The organism is Ochrobactrum soli (assembly GCF_003664555.1).
Lineage (GTDB): Bacteria > Pseudomonadota > Alphaproteobacteria > Rhizobiales > Rhizobiaceae > Brucella > Brucella teleogrylli.
Genome location: NZ_RCHH01000004.1, coordinates 91,116 through 107,476, shown reverse-complemented (window position 1 = coordinate 107,476; position 16,361 = coordinate 91,116). Strand labels below are relative to the sequence as shown.

Sequence of the window (16,361 nt, the reverse complement as noted above, 5' to 3'; positions counted from 1 at the left end):
AATAGACAAGTAAGGCCAGTCGATACAAAAAATATCATGCTGTTTTCGTTATATTTTTTTAACTTACCGTCCTCGAAATTTGCTATTTCACGTCATTGCCGTCGGGCGCTTCAGGGAGGGCCGTTGACTTGTTAGACCAGTTACGGCATTTTGATATCTGTGCTTGAAGCCTGATGATTCAGAAACGAAACAGAATTGTGCGAGGGGTGCGATGAAAGAAACGACCGGCAATGCGCCGCCCCCACGCTTATTAGGCCATTTACCCCATGAGCTCGCCCGACAAATCGAGAAGCGCATCGGCAATGGCGAATTTCCTGTCGGCACGAAACTGCCAAGCGAGCGCGAGCTATCAGCGGAATATGCGGTCAGCCGGCCGGTGGTCCGTGAAGCATTGTCGCAATTGAAACTGGATGGACTGGTCGAAGCCCGCGCAGGCAGCGGGGTCTTTGTCATCGACAAAAGCAGCGAAAAAGCATTCCGGATCCAACCACTCGCCATTGAGGAAACGCAGTCTTTAGAGCAGCTGATGGAGCTTCTGGTTGCCGTCGAAGTTGCGGCCACCCGAATTGCGGCGGCCAAACGCACGGACGAAGACCTCAAACGGATCAAGCGGGCGCTTATCGGTCTGGAATATGCGATCATCAGCGATCAATTGGGTGATGAAGAAGACTATGCTTTCCATGACGCCATCGTGATGGCCACCCATAACCAGCACTTTATTGCGTTGTGCAAGCATCTTGAATATGGGGCCCGCCACGTTATCCGTCAGGCCCGCACCAATACACGTGCCAATCTCACCGGCATGCTGGATGCAGTGCAGGACGAACACAAGGCCATCTATCAGGCAATCGAAAAAGGTCTGGCAGACGACGCTGGAATTGCGGCAGAGCTACATTTGAGAAATGCCGCGAAGCGCATGACAACGTATCTGTCGGGTAAGAACGACCTCTGACATCTTTGCTATCTGGCACAACATCTCTTGAAAAGCCCCACCCATGGCAGGGCTTTTCGTGCTCGGGGCTTACGATTTCAGACCAACATCGTCGTGACGGTCATCGTCGTCAGATAGGCTTCAATACCTTCCAGACCACCTTCAGAACCGAAGCCGGAATCGCGGACACCACCGAAAGGTGTTTCAGGCAAGGCGAGCGCGAAATGATTGACGCCAAGCATGCCGCTCTTCAGCCTGTTTTGCACCTTGTGTGCCGTCGTCATGCTAGAGGTGAAAAGATAGGCACCCAGACCAACCGGGAGCCGATTGCCCTCGGCGATGGCCTCATCGAGCGAACTCACGCGCATGACGAGGGCGAGCGGGCCGAAGGGCTCTTCGTTCATTGCCAGCATATCGGATTTCATGCCTGACAGGATTGTTGGCGCATAGAAATTCCCGCTTTCGCCAATCCGTTCACCGCCGGTCTCAACCTTGGCTCCCTTGGTAACGGCATCAGCGACCATATCGACAACCGTTTCAAGCTGGCTCGCCGACGTCAGCGGCCCCATCTGCGTGTCTGCCTCAACACCCTTGCCCACCTTCAGTTCCTGCGCCTTTTCAGCGAAACGGCGTACGAATTCATCGTGGATGGAAGCATCGACGATGAAGCGCGTTGGCGAAACGCAAACCTGTCCGCAATTGCGGAACTTCCATTGCACGGCGAGCGGAATCAGGTGATCGAGATCAGCATCCGCCGCCACAATGACCGGACCGTGCCCACCAAGTTCCATTGTAACTTTCTTGAGCTGTTCACCCGCTTGTGCGGCAACGATACGCCCCACACGCGTTGAACCGGTCAGCGAGACCTTCCGAATTTCAGGTGCCTTGATAAGCGTATCGGAAAGCTCGGACGTCGCCCCCCAGATGACGGAAATAGCCTTGGGCGGCAATCCAGCCGCGAGCAGGCATTTGCCGATCAGCCATGCGGTGCCAGGCGTATCCGACGCTGGCTTGATGACGACCGGACAGCCAGCGCCCAATGCGGGGGCCACCTTTTGCATCGTATTCCATGCCGGAAAATTCCAGGGCGTGAAGGCCGCCACGGGTCCGACCGGATGCTTCAGCACCTGTATCTGAATGTTTGGCGCACGCGAAGGCACGATACGACCGTAAACACGCCGACCTTCTTCGGCAAACCAGTCAAGAAGATCAGCTGAACCCAGCCACTCGCCCCGCGCCTCGACCAGAGGCTTACCCTGTTCCATCGACATGACAAGGGCGGCCTCATCTGCACGCTCGCGCATGATGTCGGCTGCCCGGCGCATGATCTTGGACCGCTCCAGTGCCGAAAGCGCAGCCCACTGGACACCACCCTGCTCGGCAGAACTGGCAGCTTCTTCTGCCTCCGCACGACCCGCACGCGGAGCAACTGTCAGTTCGCGTCCGTCCGAAGGGTCTGTCAGACGCAGCGTTCCAGCGGAACCTTCGTTACGCTCTTCGCCACCTACGATCAGGGTCAGTTTAGGATACATCGATATCTCCTGCATAATTCAATTGCGCCGCAAGCGGTGCGCCCGACAGCGACTTAATGTTTATTGCCCAAAACGAGATCGGCCCCTTTGGCCGCCAGCATCATAACGGCCGCCTGCGTATTGCCGGACACCATTTCCGGCATGACCGAGGCGTCGATTACCCTTAGTCCCGATATCCCGTGGACACGCAGCGAAGGGTCAACCACCGCACCGGAATCTTCACCCATCCTGCAGGTTCCCGCCGCATGATAGATCGTCTGACCATTGGCCCGTGCAAAGGCCAGCCAATCCTCGTCGCGTGCGCAATTTTCACCCGGGCTGAGTTCTGCCACGCGAAAGGCGTCCATTGGCTTCTGGTCGATGATCCGACGCGCGAGCTTCATACCGTCCACCATCGCGCGGCGGTCTTCTTCGTGGTCCAGGAAGTTCGGCACGATAGCGGGCTGCACATTGATATCCGCCGACACGGCATGGATCGAACCGCGAGACCGGGGCCTCAACTGCGTTACCCCCAGCGTCATACCGGGAAAATGGTGGAGCTTGCGCTCGGCAGCATTGGCGTAACTTGCATGCATAAAGAAAAACTGTACGTCTGGCCGATCAAGCTCTGGGCGCGACCGCAGAAACGCATGGTTCAAACCCGTGCCATAGGTTAGCACGCCACGCCGTTTCAGCGCATATTTCAAAACCTCACCCACAAGGCGCGGTCCGCGTGTATATTCGTTCAACGTTACGGGTTGCGAAACACGCCAGTTCATTCTTGTGCAGAAATGATCGAGGTAGTTTTCCCCCACACCCGGCAATGCGTGAACCGGTTCTATGCCGATCAATTTCAGCCGATCCGGATCGCCAATGCCTGATAGCTCCAGAAGCTGGGGGGTCTGGATTGCGCCTGCCGTCATGATGACTTCGTTCGCCAACACGTTGCAGCTTTCTCCACCATCGGTCAAAGCCACGCCAACAGCTTTCTTGCCCTCAAGGAGAATACGCGTCACGCGGGTGTTGGTCAGGACGGTCAGGTTCGAGCGTTTGCGCGCCTGCGCAAGCCAGGCACGATCCGCCGAATAACGTTCACCGCCCGATTGATTGACCTGATACCAGCCCACACCTTCCTGGGATGCACCATTATAATCAGGATTGAATTTCTGGCCTTGCGCTTGCGCGGCAGCAATGAATGCCTCGCCAATGGCATTTTTTTCGACCACTTCATTTACGGGTAACGGTCCGGAATGACCGCGCAAACCGTCTGGATCTGGAAGCTGCCAGCGCTCAATGGCCTTGAAATATGGTAGGACACCTTGCCAGTCCCAACCAGCGGCGCCCCGCTCTTGCCAGTGTTCATAATCCTGCGGCTGACCGCGGACATAAATCATGCCATTGATGAGTGTTGAACCACCGAGACCCTTTCCGCGTGGGATGGCGATGCGACGAAAATCCGTCGCTGCCTCTTCCGTGCTCCAAAAACCCCAGTTGTAACGCTTATTGATCAGAAGCTTGTAGAAACCAGCCGGGATGCGAATCCAGGGTGACCTTGCTTCGCCACCGGCCTCGCAAAGCAGAACCTTGTTTCGGCCCGAGCGGGTGAGCGCCTCGGCGAGAATGCAGCCAGCAGTACCACCGCCTACGATAATGAAATCGAAGCGCGCGTTTTGCGGAAGAGCCTGTGCCATCTAAATTTGACTCCGTGGCATTTTAAGCTGCCGCTGCCTTGACGCCCATATGCTGCGCCATGAGGCGAATTTGCTGTCGCAGCATCGGACGACCAAAATGGATACGTGCACCCTTTTCTCGGGCGGCAGCCAGCAATGGTGTAATTTCGGGTTCCATGATCACTTCAGCCACAATCTGACCGTCATGGAAGGAAAGATCGTCGAGCGGCAAGCCGTCACCGGGACGCAAGCCGAGGGATGTAGCATTTACGACAAGATCGCGTTTGGAAGTTTCTGGTGCCCCAGCGATAACCTTCACGGAAGGGTAGCGGCTGCTCACGCGCGCTGCCAGATCGCGTGACTTTTCTTCAGAACGATTGACAATGGTCAGCTTCGCGATACCAGCTTCGGCAAGTGCGAAAGCAATCGCCGCTCCAGCACCGCCCGCACCGAGAAGGCAGGCATCCATGCCCGCCACATCGATACCGTTGAATTCAAGACCGTTTACGAACCCTTTTCCGTCCAGCATCGCGCCAACCAGACTACCATCGGCCTCGCGACGAATGGTATTGACAGCACCGATCAGCGCGGCATCGCCGACAACCCGGTCGCACATCTCCAGAACGGACGTCTTGTGCGGAACTGTAACAATCAGACCGCCAAAGTTCTCGATCCCGCGCAGATTGTCGATGAAACGCCCGAGATTTTCAGGCACGACATGGAATGGCACCAAAACGCCGTCATAGCCCAACGCTTCGAAGTGATTGTTCATCTCTTCGGGTGTTTTGACGTGAGCGATTGGGTTGGCGACGATGCCGTAAAGCTTGGTATGTCCGGTTATCACTTCTGACACCTCACGTCATATAGAGCCCACCAGCCACATCGATTGTCTGGCCGGTAACGAAGCTGGATTCAGTTGAAGTGAGCCAAAGAGCGACATCCGCCACTTCTGCCGGTTCACCAAGACGCGCCATCGGCGTCAGCTTGACCTGTTCGGCATTGACCTCCGGAGCCACGCCCGCGACCATCGGCGTTGCGATGCGCCCGGGAGCAAGTGCGTTCACGCGGATTGAAAATGGCCCAAGTTCGGCGGCCAGATGTTTGGTAAAGCCAATAATAGCCGACTTCGTCGCGGCATAATGGCAGGCTACAATCGGCGAATAGGTCTTCCCCGCTACCGACGACGTGTTCACGATCCAACCACGGCGGGCTTCCACCATCGCTGGGGTTAGGGCGCGAATAGTGTTGAAGGTTCCCGTCAGATTAACATCGACAACCCGCCGCCACTCGTCGGGCGCCATCTGCCAGACCTTGTGCGCAACGCCATCGTGCTTGGGAGAAATACCGGCATTGTTGATCACGGTATCGAAAGCCAATCCCGTCGCGTCGATTGCTGCGACGAGCGCATCATAGTCCGACACATCGCAGGCGACCGCAACCGCACGTCCCAAACCGAGTGCATTCAGTTCATCGCAGGCGCGAGCAACATCTTGCGGATTGAGATCGCAGATACCGACCGTCGCATGACGCTCGACAAAGGCCTGGGCGATTGCGCGACCAATGCCGCGCGCGGCTCCCGTCACCAAGACGTTGCGACCTTCATGCGATGGACGGCGGCGGATCGTTTCGGGCGTAATTTCAGTGAGTTGCATTTTTAGATTCCAAGATAAGCGCGACGAACGTGATCGTTATTCAGAAGTGCTTCCGAGCTATCGGCCAGAACCACCTGTCCGTTTTCGAGCACGTAACCGCGATTCGCGACTTTCAGCGTCGTGAAGACGTTTTGTTCGACAATCAGCACGGTGGTTCCTGTCGCCGCGATCTGGCGCACCACATCGAAAACCTGCGACACGACAATCGGCGCCAGTCCGAGCGATGGTTCGTCGAACATCAAGATGCGCGGATTTGCCATCATGCCGCGCGCAATAGCCACCATTTGCTGCTCGCCGCCGGAAAGCGACGACGCGGTCTGGTCCAGACGCTCCTGAACACGGGGGAAAAGTTCCAGAACTTCCTCCAGACGGCTTTGCTGCGAGGCGCGGGCAGCCTTGCGATAGGTTCCCATCTGGAGATTTTCGCGCACCGTCATATCAGGAAAAAGCTGACGCCCTTCCGGCACGAGAATGATGCCACGATCCACAACCTCATGCGCCGGTAGCCGCGTTATATCCTCGCCCATGAAAGTAATCTTGCCAGCGCGGGGTTGGATCTGGCCGACGATTGTGCGCAGCGTCGTCGTCTTGCCGGCGCCATTCGCGCCGACAATCGTTACAATCTCACCTTCCTTCACATCAAGGCTGACATCTTGCAGGATGGTGGTCGGGCCGTAACCGGCATCAACATGTTCAAGCGTGAGCATGTGCAAACTCCTTGCCCAGATAGGCTTCCACAACTTGAGGATCGCGCACGACATCCTGCGGACGTCCCTGTGCGATGACCTCGCCCGAGGCAAGAACGATCACCCGATCCGACAACGACATGACAGCCTGCATCACGTGTTCGATTGCGATGATCGAAACGCCGGAGTCGCGGATGGACAACATCAGATCAATGGCGCGACGCACGTCGGTCTGATTGATGCCAGCCATCACTTCGTCCAGCAGAAGAACGCGCGGTTCCATTGCCATGACGCGGGCGACTTCCAGTCGTTTCAAACCACCGATCGTCAGGCCACGCGCTTCTGCGTTAAGCAACGGGCCAAGTCCCATACGCCAAGCAGTCTGGCGGGCCGCTTCGCGGGCGTCTTTTTCTTCATGATGACGATAGAACGCGCCGACCATGATGTTTTCCTCAACGGTCATCGCCGCAAAGGGCTGGACAATCTGGAACGTACGGCCAAGACCAAGCGCTGCAAAATCGGCGGGATTGTTGGGCGTATGGAACTCGCCATCGGGACCCCGCATACTCACCTTGCCCTCATCCGGGCTCATGAAGCCGGAAATCATATTGAAGAGCGTGGTTTTGCCTGCGCCATTCGGGCCGATCAGACCAAGAACCTCGCCTTCACGCAATGTGAAGCTGACATTGCGCGTAACATGAAGGCCACCGAAATGCTTGTTGAGGTTTTCGACGCGCAGAATGTCCTGTCCGATGCCGGAACGGTCGGGAGACGGCGCTGCAGTTGCGGTTGCGGGCGCGATGATGGGTCCCGTTTCGGTCGCAGGCGCTGCATCCTTGCTGTCAGTCGCTGTCGGTTTGCGGGTGAAACGCTTGAGCGCGCCCATGATGCCATTCGGCATGAAGAGAACGACAAGGATCAACACCAGACCATAGACGAAGCCGTGCAGTCCGAGCGCAGAAGCACCGAGCGACGCACGCGCCCATTCAGTGATTGGCACCAGAAGCGCTGCGCCAAGCAGCGGACCTGCGACAGTGCCAAGACCGCCGATAAGGGCGAACATGGCAATCTGGATCGAGAAGGCGAGCGAGAACATGGCCGCCGGTTCGATGAAGGTCAGATACATTGCATGGAATGTACCGAGCATCGCGCAAAGAGCCGACGAGATCGCAACTGCAATCAGGCGTACACGAACGGTACGAACACCTGCCGCACGCGCGGCAGATTCACGCTCACGGGTTGCGACAAGGTAAAAGCCCAGACGCGAACGGCGCACGGCCCAGGTAACGAGCAGCGTTACCAGAAGCATGCCGAAGACGATCAGCAGTGACGGCCAGCGTTCGCGGAACACCATCCATGTCCAGCCGAGACGCAGTTCGATCATCAGACCTGTTGCACCGCCTGTCAGCGAACCGAAATGCAGGGAAAGCACGCGGAACACTTCAAGAAACGCGATAGAGGCCAGAGAATAGAACGGACCCTTGAGACGGAAACACGGATAGGAAATCAGCATGCCGACCAGCGCTGCAATCAGCGCGCCCACAAACATGCTGAACCAGGGGCTGATCCCCAGATTGAACAGGATTACGCCCGTATAGCCGCCGATACCATAGAAGACGGCATGGCCGAGCGACATCTGACCGGCGAAGCCGCCGACGAGATTCCATGCGGTGGACAGCGCGGCAAACAGGCAGATCGTGATGAAGATATGCGAGACGAAGGCGTTGTTGATCGCCAGCGGCAGAAGCAGCAGCAGGGCCAGAACGCCGAAGAAGGCGATTGGGCCCCAGCCCAATCTGGTTTTTTTCGTGCCAGTCCCGCTTAGAGTTTCACTGATGCTCATGAATTTTCCTCAGGACAGGTGCGAAAGGCTAAGCCGCTTGCCGAACAGGCCGGATGGCTTGAGAATGAGGATCAGCAGGAATATGCCGAATACGACGGCCTCCCGCAGATCGGAACCGATGTAGTAACCCGACATCGCATCGATAACGCCGATAATCAGCGCGCCGAAAAACGCACCCGGAATTGAACCAAGACCGCCGAGCACGACAACCACAAAGGCCGTCAGCACGAAATAGGTGCCGATGTTGGATGAGGTCGGATAAAGGGGCGCAATCAACACAGCAGCGAAGCCGACACAGGCTGCCCCCAGGCCGAAACTGAGAATGTAGATGCGTGATACATTGACACCCATCAACTCAGCAGCGACGCGATGCTGGGCGACGGCGCGAATGGCGCGACCGGTCTGACTTTTCTTGAGAAACAGTTGCAGAACGATCACCAGCGCTATGGCCGCCAGGAAAATGTAAACCTGCCCCGTCAAAATGCGTAAGGAACCGATCTCGATTGGTGCACGCAGGCCGAAATTGGGTGTGTTGGCGATGTCCGCGCCGAAAATCAGCAGCGCGAGATTGATCATTGCCGTGGAGAGACCGACGGTGGCGAAAATCTGGACATGGTCGTCCTCGGCCGACATCAGCGGCTGTATCAGCAGCCTCTGGGTCAACGCACCCAATAGAAACATCATGGGTACAACAATGATCACTGCGGCATAGGGATGGAGTCCCAGCCTCGTTGTGATCATCCAAGTCACGAACATGCCTGCCATGAGGAATTCCCCATGGGCAAAGTTCACGACTTTGACGATGCCGAAAATCAGCGTCAGGCCGATGGCGACAATTGCGAACAGTCCACCAAGCATGAGGCCGTTCAATAGGATTTGTAGAAAGGTCGTCATAGCATGCTCCACGAGCGGGGGCGATCACAGGTTCAGCACCTGTGGTCGCCCTTGCACGATCATTTGTTAAAGCGCATCTTCGCGACGGCGGCATTTTCCGGATAGACAGTGACGAGCTTGCCGTCCTGCCACTGCATGCCCATCATGCTGGCACGCTCGTTCTGGTTATTCTTGCCGAACTTCACGCCGTAGCCAGCAGCCGTCTGACCATCGGGAATATCCAGTGCCTTGGCCGCACTGACGATCTGGTCCGGTTCAAGACCTTCGCCCGCATTGAGCGCCTGGAAGACTGCCTTCGCACCGACGTAGTTGTTGAGCGAATGACCCGAACGCGGTTCCGAACCATACTTGGCCTTGTAAGCCTCAACAAACTTGGTCAGGCCCGGCGTCGCCTCGGTATTGACCGCATATTGCGTGAAGTCGACGTCGTAAACGCCTTCGATCACGTCATGCCCCACTGCATCGGCGGTCGGCTGCATGGAATAACCGCCACCGCCACCGATAACGGCCAGCGGCTTGTAGCCCGTCTCATTGGCCTGCTGAAGAAATAGAACAGAGTCGTTCTGATAGGAGGTCTGCATGACAACATCGACGCCCTTTTCACGCAGTTCCAGAACCAGAGAGGACATGTCGACAGTATTGGACGGGTAACCCGACTTCAGCACGACATTCAGACCGGCAGCCTTGGAGTTTGCTTCCTGATGGCCCGCAACCGAGGTGCCGTAAGACGAATCTTCGTAAATGATGCCGATCTTCAGATCCTTCGCATCCTTGCCGAGACCCGGCGCGATGCTCTTGACCAGCATATCGACCGAATCCTTACCCATGTTTTCAGCGGTCGGATTGGTGCGGAACAGATATTGCAGGCCACGTCCCGTCACTTCATCGGCAACGGCGCCGAGTTCAAAATAAGGAACGCCTGCAAGTTCGCTGACCTGCGAAGCGGCAATAACGCGAGCCGACGAATAGGTGCCGAAGATAGCCTTGACGCCTGAAAGCGAAATCAGGCGGCGCGCTTCGCCAGTGGCCTGGTTGTTATCAACAGCATCACCGCGCTCCAGCACAATCTTTTCGCCCTTGATGCCACCAGCTGCGTTGACTTCCTCAACGGCAAGCTCAAGACCACGCGCGCTTTCTTCGCCCAGAAGAGCGAGAGGGCCGCTGATCGGATAGAGTGAACCGATCTTCACATCGGCGAAAGCCGCAGACAGCGCGGTCGAGGAAAGTGCGATGCCGAGCGACGCACTCATAAGCAGTTTGGATAGTTTCATTCTCTCTCTCCCTGAAGAATTAATAGTCGAGTGCTTGTTTTCCGGTGAAACTGGTGACTGGCGGGTAAGCGCGTTCGTCGGTGACGACATCAATGACAGTCAGAACATTGGAGCGAAGAGCCGTCTCAAGTGCAGCGGCAAGTTGATCAGCGCGCTCTACCCGGATGCCATTGACACCGCAGGCTTGCGCAATTGCCGCATGGTCGACCGGCTGGAAATGCACGACATCGGTATATGCACCAAAGAGGCTGAGTTCCGCATGTTTCTGGTAACCCAGAATCTGATTGTTGAGCACAACAACCACGACTGGCAGGTTCATCCGCTTGGAGGTTTCGATCTCGGCCCAGACATGCGCGAAACCACCGTCGCCCGTCAGGCAAATAACCGGCGACTGCGGGCGAGCTGCCTTTGCGCCCAGCGCAAACGGTAGTCCCCAGCCCAAACCGGCCAGGCCCCGTGGCGTGATGACCCGTTGTCCGCCGGAGCGGATGGTCACACCATCGGCAACCCAGATCGAGGAATAGGACGCGTCCGCCACGACAATGGAATCGGGCGTAAGCAGACGGTCGATTTCCGCGACAATCCGTTCGGGCCGCAGTGGTGTCGCATCCGAACCCGCCTTGGTCTCGCGCAGTTTTGCGCCATCCTTCAAGCCATCGCGAATGCGTGTCTCAGTGGCCGGGCGCTGCGCCTCGCGAACAGACAGGTCCTGCAGCTTCAGCGCTGCAACAAGGGCTTCCAGCCCAAGACGCGCATCGCCGACAAGGCGCAGTGCCTCGTAGTTGCGGCCAACCTCTGTGCCATCAATATCGATCTGGATATAGCGCGCGTCTTTCGGATAAAGCTGCCAGCTGTCGGTGCCGTTCTGATTGGTGCGATTGCCGACCAGCAATATGACATCTGCGTCCTGCACCATCGGCGCGAGCTGACCCGCACGCGCGCCAGGCCCCATGAAATAGCCCACCACGCCAAGCGAAAGCGGATTGGTTTCGTCGATTGCACCCTTGCCCATCACCGTGGTCGCGACAGGGAAACCGAGAGCCTGCAGCGCAGACAGAGCTTCATAGCCGCGCGCACTGTGCACGCCGCCGCCAGCAATAACCAAAGGGTGACGTGCGGACGCAAGCAGCGCCGCAGCTTCGCTGACACGTGCCGGATCTGGCGCAACCGGATCAAGAGGGTAATGGCCAAGAGAAGCCTGACGTGCAGTCTTTAATGCACCGTCGTCCAGTTCATCGAGAACATCGAGCGGAACCAGAAGAACAGCCGGGCCTGCACGACCGGTCGTCGCAGCCGTAAAGGCCATATCGACATAGTCTTCGATACGCGAAATCTCGCTGACGCGACGAACCCATTTGGCTGCTCCGTCAAAGAGCGCCAGATGATCCAGCTCCTGAAAAGCGTTCTTGTCGGTAAACTGGCGATGGACATCCTGAACAATTGCCACAACCGGAATAGAAGCCTTGAGTGCTTCGGCGAGGCCCGGAACCAGCAAGGTTGCTGCCGGACCGTTCTGTGCGGTTACGACCGCAACTTGCCCAGAGACGCGGGCATAAGCATCGGCCATGGCCGCACCCGCATTTTCCGTACGGTAGCCGACCTGCGTAATGCCGAAATCAGGCGCGGCAAGAAAGAACGCTGAAGGGATCGACTGTCCGAAGACACGGGTAACACCGTGGCGCTGCAACGCGCCTGCCAAGATATGAGCGCCGGTACGATTGGAACGTCGTTGAACATCTAGCATCTGCGCTTACTCCTCGCCGCAGGCGGTCGTTTTAAGAACAATCTTGCCGGTATGCGCTGAGGCTTCGAGATGGGCATGGGCTTCACGCACATCGGCAAGGTTGAATACGGAATCGATGACGGGACGAGCCCCCTTGTCGAGGATCAACGGCAAGACCTCGGTCTCCACCGCGCGGGTCAATGCCGCCTTCATCGCTAACGGGCGCGCGCGGAGCGTCGAACCGCTCAGCGTGAGGCGCTTGAAGAGCAAAGGTCCCATGTCCATCTGGGCCTGCGATCCTTGCTGGAAGGCGATTTGCGCAATGCGTCCGTCTTCGGCTACCAATTGCAGATTGCGCTGCATGTAGCTGCCCCCGACCATATCGACGATCACTTCTGGTCCACGCCCCTCAGTCAATGCCCGACCGGCCTCAACGAAATCGGTTGTGCGATAATTGATTGAGGCCACCGCGCCCAGAGCTTCGGATGCACGGCACTTGTCGTCCGAACCGCATGTGGTGATCATGCGTGCGCCGATGGCCTTGGCCAGCAATGTCGCGGTCACGCCGATACCGGACGTGCCGCCATGCAGGAGCACCGTTTCGCCGGGCTGGAGGCGAGCACGCTGGAAAAGGTTGCTCCAAACCGTGAAGTAGGTTTCGGGAATACCTGCCGCCTCAATCATCGACAGACCGGCTGGCACCGGTAGGCAGACATCCGCCTGCACCACGGCTTCTTCAGCATAAGCGCCACCGGCCACCAGCGCCATGATGCGGTCACCCACGCGGAAACGCGTGACGTCATTCGCCGTCTCAAGGACCACGCCCGACAGTTCCAGCCCCAAAACGTCAGTCACACCGGGCGGTGGTGGATAGTTACCGGCACGCTGCATGGCATCGGGCCGATTGACGCCTGCCGCATGCACTTGTACGCGCATTTCGCCGGGCTTCAGGGCGGGCAACTCACGCGCAACAAGTTCGAGAACTTCAGGGCCACCCGGACGGGCAGCTATAACGGAAAGCGTCGTCATATCAGACATTGGGATTTCCTTCGGGAAACAGCATCACTTTGAGCGCGGCCCGCTTTCGGGCGAGCGCAAATCCTTCTTCGGCGTCAGCCAAAGGCAAACGATGGGTGATCATGCGGGTATAAAGCTCAGGCTCCGCAGCGAGACGCTCAACGGCTTCAGCGAAGGCTTCCGGTGTGGCGTCGTGGCTGCCGCGCAATTGCTTTTTGCCGCGCACCAGCACATTGAGATCAAGAGTAAGTGGTTCGGCATGGATACCGACAACCACCAGAACGCCGCCAGAACGAAGCTGGGTCAATCCGGAAGCCACGCTTTCAGCGCGCCCGGTTGCTTCGAAAACGATATCGAGCCCGCCCTCGAAGTGGCTCGTCACAGCATCCGCCAAATTCACATGCTTCAGGTCCACACAAGCTTCGATGCCCATGGCGCGCGCCAGCTCGAGGCGTGCATCATCATCATAGCCAGCAACCATCACCTTCGCGCCGCGCGCTTTGGCGACAATCGCGACGCCCATACCGATCGGGCCGGGTCCCAATACCAGCACTCGATCTCCAGACAGGACTTCGCCGACATTGACGGCATTGATCGATACCGCCAGTGGTTCTGTAAGTGCGGCCACGTCCAGCGGCATTGCATTGGGCAGCAACAGCGCATTTTTAGCGGGGATACGCACCTCCTCCGCGAAGCCACCATCCCGATGGAGACCAATCACGCGGCGCGTTTCACAACTGCCCGGAAGGCTATTGCGGCAGGATTTGCATTTTCCGCAAGCAACGGTTGGACAGCACACAACGGCATCGCCGATAGCAATCTGGCTCACGCCAGCGCCGAGGCCAGTCACGATCCCCGTAAATTCATGTCCAAGGGTAAGCGGCAGAAAAGATTCCATGAAGCCGTAAGAAGGCTCCCACGCATGCGCATGGAGATCGCTGCCGCAGATGCCCGCAGCATGAACTTTAACGGCAATCTCTCCAGTGGAGAGGGCCTCAATTCGATCGCATTCTACCAACTCAGCACCCGGAGCGGGTAGACGCTTGCGCAAGGCTAGCATTAAATCCTCCTCCGGCGCACCGGCTCCTCAACCGTATCGCGCCACGTCTATATATGTTATAAGCCACATGTTATAACACTGAGTCAATTGAGAACCGCAAGATTGCCGATCAAAGGGGTGATGAATGGTAGAAGCTACAGCGACCGAATGGATAAAACCCATTCAAAGACAAAACCTTAGCGAGCTTGCCTATACCAATCTGCGTGAGGCACTTATGGAGGGCCGACTCAAGCCGGGCGAAGACCTGCCGTTGCGTCCCATCTCCAGAAGCTTCGGAATCAGCGCCACGCCGATGCGCGAAGCGCTGTTTCGGCTTGTCGCCGAACATGCGCTTGAGATCGATGGACGTGGCCGTATCTCCGTGCCTCACCTCACCCGTGCGACGCTGATTGAAGTTCGTAAAGTGCGCGGTTTTCTCGAAGGAAACGCTGCGCGTGAAGCCGCGCTCAATGCCAGCCCAGAGGCAGTCGATGCGCTTGAGGCTATTCATAATAAGCTGAGTGCAGCCCAGGATGCCGATGACTTTCCTGCCGCCATCGGGCTGAACACCAAATTTCACCTGAAACTTTGTGAGATTGCGGGCCTGCCGGTCACGCATGAAATGGTATCCAATCTTTGGGTCCGCTGCGGGCCCCTGCTCTCTCATCTCTATGACGGCGGCGTACCGCTGAACTGGGATCCGCATCCGCATGTGCGCATTGTGAAAGCCATCCGCGCCAGAGATCCCGACGCCGCCTATGAAGCGCTGAACATGGATATTGAAGGCGGTGGCGCCGGACTGTTGGCACATGTGAAAGACTGATACTCTCGCCACGTCCTGTGCGGCTTTATGGGGAGCAGGCATGTCCATTGCTCTCTCAGGCTGCCGTATAACGGGACTCGACCCACCGTATTGACGCCTCAAGCCCATCCGCATCCAACGGACGCGGCAGATGGCCGATATGCGGCGCAGTCATCGTTCTGCTGACGATTTCTCCGATCTCGTCGTCAGCCGCAGCGCGTCCACCGAGTTCGATCAAGGTGGCTGGCAGGCCAACACGACGGGAAAAGGCAACAAAGGCATCGATTTCAGGCGTCTGCGCCCCTTGGGCGTGCATCTGAACGACATTTGCATAGGCAACCTGAAGGCCATGCATTTTTTCCGCGAAAGGCGATACTGCGGTCAGCCCACGCGTCATCGAATGCGCGACAGACAAGCCCCCGCTTTCAAAAGCAAGGCCACTCATCAGGATTGTCGCTTCCACGACGCGCTCCAGCGCGGGCGTCGGTGTTTTCCTGTCTAATGCGGCGAGTGCGGCCTCGGCATGTTCCAGCAATATTGCGTGACACGCTTCGGCCAGAACCACAGCTGTCCAGGCGGAACTGCCACCGAAAATGTTCTTGCCCTGCGCATTGGCGCAGCATCGTACTTCATGAATTTTCCCGATCGCGTCGCCTATTCCAGCCAGGAAAAATTGCTTCGGAGCTTTCGCGATAACCGCCGTATCGGCCAGAACAAGCTCGGGATTACGCGGGAGTTTGCTGACGCCCACCATGCGATGGGCATCGTCATACAAGACATAATTGTGCGAGGTCGGCGCATCCGTCGATGCGATGCTTGGCACTGTTACGACTTTGGCGTTCAAGCGATGCGCCAAGGCTTTGCCCGCATCGATGCATTTGCCACCGCCAGCTGCCACAACGACAGAAGGCACGCCGGCGAGCGCATCATGTAACCTGATGATTTCGGCCTCGGTGCAATCACCGCCGAACATCAATACCGCGACTGTGATCTGCTGGTTGCGAAACGATTGCTCGATCATGTCTCCGTACTGTTCCCACAGCACGGGGTCGGCGACCAGAACTGCATCTCCGCCCAGTCGAACAAGTTCGGGACCAAGCTCTTTCAGAGCGCCTGCACCCTGCACATAGCGCGATGGTGATCCAAAAATTATCATTTGCGTTCCTCCCCGACGTTTCGAGCGAATGCCCACCCCGTCGAATTTTTTGCGATTGCATATCATATATGATGCTTGATGTATCCTCCAAGAGTCAATATACATATTTTCGTCTGGTCGGAAGGAGCCGCCTTGACGCAAACATGACGCCCGCTTTCAGGATTGG

Annotated in this window: 14 protein-coding genes; 2 read left to right on the top strand and 12 right to left on the bottom strand. The window is 57.4% G+C overall.

Going from position 1 to position 16,361, the window contains the following annotated elements:
- Positions 1-211: 211 nt before the first annotated feature.
- Complete coding sequence (locus D8666_RS10040) at positions 212-952, top strand: FadR/GntR family transcriptional regulator (protein WP_121537597.1); 741 nt, start codon at positions 212-214, stop codon at positions 950-952.
- Between the two features lie 77 nt (positions 953-1,029).
- Here D8666_RS10040 and D8666_RS10035 read toward each other — a convergent pair whose 3' ends face one another.
- From D8666_RS10035 to D8666_RS09985, 11 genes are read right to left on the bottom strand one after another with little or no spacing between them, the layout of a single operon-like run.
- Positions 1,030-2,463 carry an NAD-dependent succinate-semialdehyde dehydrogenase gene (locus D8666_RS10035; protein ID WP_121537595.1) on the bottom strand — a complete coding sequence of 478 codons (1,434 nt, stop codon included), beginning with the start codon at positions 2,461-2,463 and terminating at the stop codon, positions 1,030-1,032.
- A gap of 53 nt (positions 2,464-2,516) precedes the next feature.
- Positions 2,517-4,133, bottom strand: a complete 1,617-nt coding sequence (locus tag D8666_RS10030) for a GMC family oxidoreductase (protein ID WP_121537593.1) — start codon at positions 4,131-4,133, stop codon at positions 2,517-2,519.
- A 22-nt stretch (positions 4,134-4,155) separates the two neighbouring features.
- Positions 4,156-4,956, bottom strand: a complete 801-nt coding sequence (locus D8666_RS10025; RefSeq protein WP_121537591.1) for a shikimate dehydrogenase family protein — start codon at positions 4,954-4,956, stop codon at positions 4,156-4,158.
- A gap of 10 nt (positions 4,957-4,966) precedes the next feature.
- On the bottom strand, positions 4,967-5,764 hold the full coding sequence (fabG, locus tag D8666_RS10020) for a 3-oxoacyl-ACP reductase FabG (protein WP_109366208.1): 798 nt from the start codon (positions 5,762-5,764) through the stop codon (positions 4,967-4,969).
- A 2-nt stretch (positions 5,765-5,766) separates the two neighbouring features.
- Complete coding sequence (locus D8666_RS10015; RefSeq protein WP_121537589.1) at positions 5,767-6,471, bottom strand: ABC transporter ATP-binding protein; 705 nt, start codon at positions 6,469-6,471, stop codon at positions 5,767-5,769.
- Positions 6,458-8,293 (bottom strand): branched-chain amino acid ABC transporter ATP-binding protein/permease, encoded by a 1,836-nt coding sequence (locus D8666_RS10010; RefSeq protein WP_121537587.1) that lies wholly within the window; start codon positions 8,291-8,293, stop codon positions 6,458-6,460. The genes D8666_RS10015 and D8666_RS10010 overlap by 14 nt, the downstream gene beginning before the upstream one ends.
- A gap of 9 nt (positions 8,294-8,302) precedes the next feature.
- Complete coding sequence (locus D8666_RS10005) at positions 8,303-9,187, bottom strand: branched-chain amino acid ABC transporter permease (RefSeq protein WP_121537585.1); 885 nt, start codon at positions 9,185-9,187, stop codon at positions 8,303-8,305.
- 59 nt (positions 9,188-9,246) lie between these two features.
- Positions 9,247-10,458: an ABC transporter substrate-binding protein gene (locus D8666_RS10000; RefSeq protein ID WP_109366210.1), complete on the bottom strand. Its 1,212-nt coding sequence runs from the start codon at positions 10,456-10,458 to the stop codon at positions 9,247-9,249.
- Positions 10,459-10,477: 19 nt separating this feature from the next.
- Positions 10,478-12,202: an acetolactate synthase catalytic subunit gene (locus tag D8666_RS09995; RefSeq protein WP_121537583.1), complete on the bottom strand. Its 1,725-nt coding sequence runs from the start codon at positions 12,200-12,202 to the stop codon at positions 10,478-10,480.
- A 6-nt stretch (positions 12,203-12,208) separates the two neighbouring features.
- Entirely contained in the window at positions 12,209-13,219 is a 1,011-nt protein-coding gene (locus tag D8666_RS09990; protein WP_121537581.1) for an NAD(P)H-quinone oxidoreductase, read from the bottom strand.
- Positions 13,212-14,258, bottom strand: a complete 1,047-nt coding sequence (locus tag D8666_RS09985; RefSeq protein WP_121537579.1) for a zinc-dependent alcohol dehydrogenase — start codon at positions 14,256-14,258, stop codon at positions 13,212-13,214. Before D8666_RS09985 ends, D8666_RS09990 begins: the two co-directional genes overlap by 8 nt.
- A gap of 124 nt (positions 14,259-14,382) precedes the next feature.
- On the opposite strand from D8666_RS09985, the gene D8666_RS09980 reads away from it, so the two are divergent.
- On the top strand, positions 14,383-15,060 hold the full coding sequence (locus D8666_RS09980; protein ID WP_121537577.1) for a GntR family transcriptional regulator: 678 nt from the start codon (positions 14,383-14,385) through the stop codon (positions 15,058-15,060).
- Between the two features lie 55 nt (positions 15,061-15,115).
- Here D8666_RS09980 and D8666_RS09975 read toward each other — a convergent pair whose 3' ends face one another.
- Positions 15,116-16,195 (bottom strand): glycerol dehydrogenase, encoded by a 1,080-nt coding sequence (locus tag D8666_RS09975; protein WP_167836058.1) that lies wholly within the window; start codon positions 16,193-16,195, stop codon positions 15,116-15,118.
- Between the last annotated feature and the right edge of the window lie 166 nt (positions 16,196-16,361).

Excerpts from the sequence above, each read along its gene's own strand:
- D8666_RS10040 (WP_121537597.1), top strand. The coding sequence starts at position 212 with ATGAAAGAAACGACCGGCAATGCGCCGCCCCCACGCTTATTAGGCCAT.
- D8666_RS10035 (WP_121537595.1), bottom strand. The coding sequence starts at position 2,463 with ATGTATCCTAAACTGACCCTGATCGTAGGTGGCGAAGAGCGTAACGAA.
- D8666_RS10030 (WP_121537593.1), bottom strand. The coding sequence starts at position 4,133 with ATGGCACAGGCTCTTCCGCAAAACGCGCGCTTCGATTTCATTATCGTA.
- fabG (WP_109366208.1), bottom strand. The coding sequence starts at position 5,764 with ATGCAACTCACTGAAATTACGCCCGAAACGATCCGCCGCCGTCCATCG.
- D8666_RS10015 (WP_121537589.1), bottom strand. The coding sequence starts at position 6,471 with ATGCTCACGCTTGAACATGTTGATGCCGGTTACGGCCCGACCACCATC.
- D8666_RS10010 (WP_121537587.1), bottom strand. The coding sequence starts at position 8,293 with ATGAGCATCAGTGAAACTCTAAGCGGGACTGGCACGAAAAAAACCAGA.
- D8666_RS10005 (WP_121537585.1), bottom strand. The coding sequence starts at position 9,187 with ATGACGACCTTTCTACAAATCCTATTGAACGGCCTCATGCTTGGTGGA.
- D8666_RS10000 (WP_109366210.1), bottom strand. The coding sequence starts at position 10,458 with ATGAAACTATCCAAACTGCTTATGAGTGCGTCGCTCGGCATCGCACTT.
- D8666_RS09995 (WP_121537583.1), bottom strand. The coding sequence starts at position 12,202 with ATGCTAGATGTTCAACGACGTTCCAATCGTACCGGCGCTCATATCTTG.
- D8666_RS09990 (WP_121537581.1), bottom strand. The coding sequence starts at position 13,219 with ATGTCTGATATGACGACGCTTTCCGTTATAGCTGCCCGTCCGGGTGGC.
- D8666_RS09985 (WP_121537579.1), bottom strand. The coding sequence starts at position 14,258 with ATGCTAGCCTTGCGCAAGCGTCTACCCGCTCCGGGTGCTGAGTTGGTA.
- D8666_RS09980 (WP_121537577.1), top strand. The coding sequence starts at position 14,383 with ATGGTAGAAGCTACAGCGACCGAATGGATAAAACCCATTCAAAGACAA.
- D8666_RS09975 (WP_167836058.1), bottom strand. The coding sequence starts at position 16,195 with ATGATAATTTTTGGATCACCATCGCGCTATGTGCAGGGTGCAGGCGCT.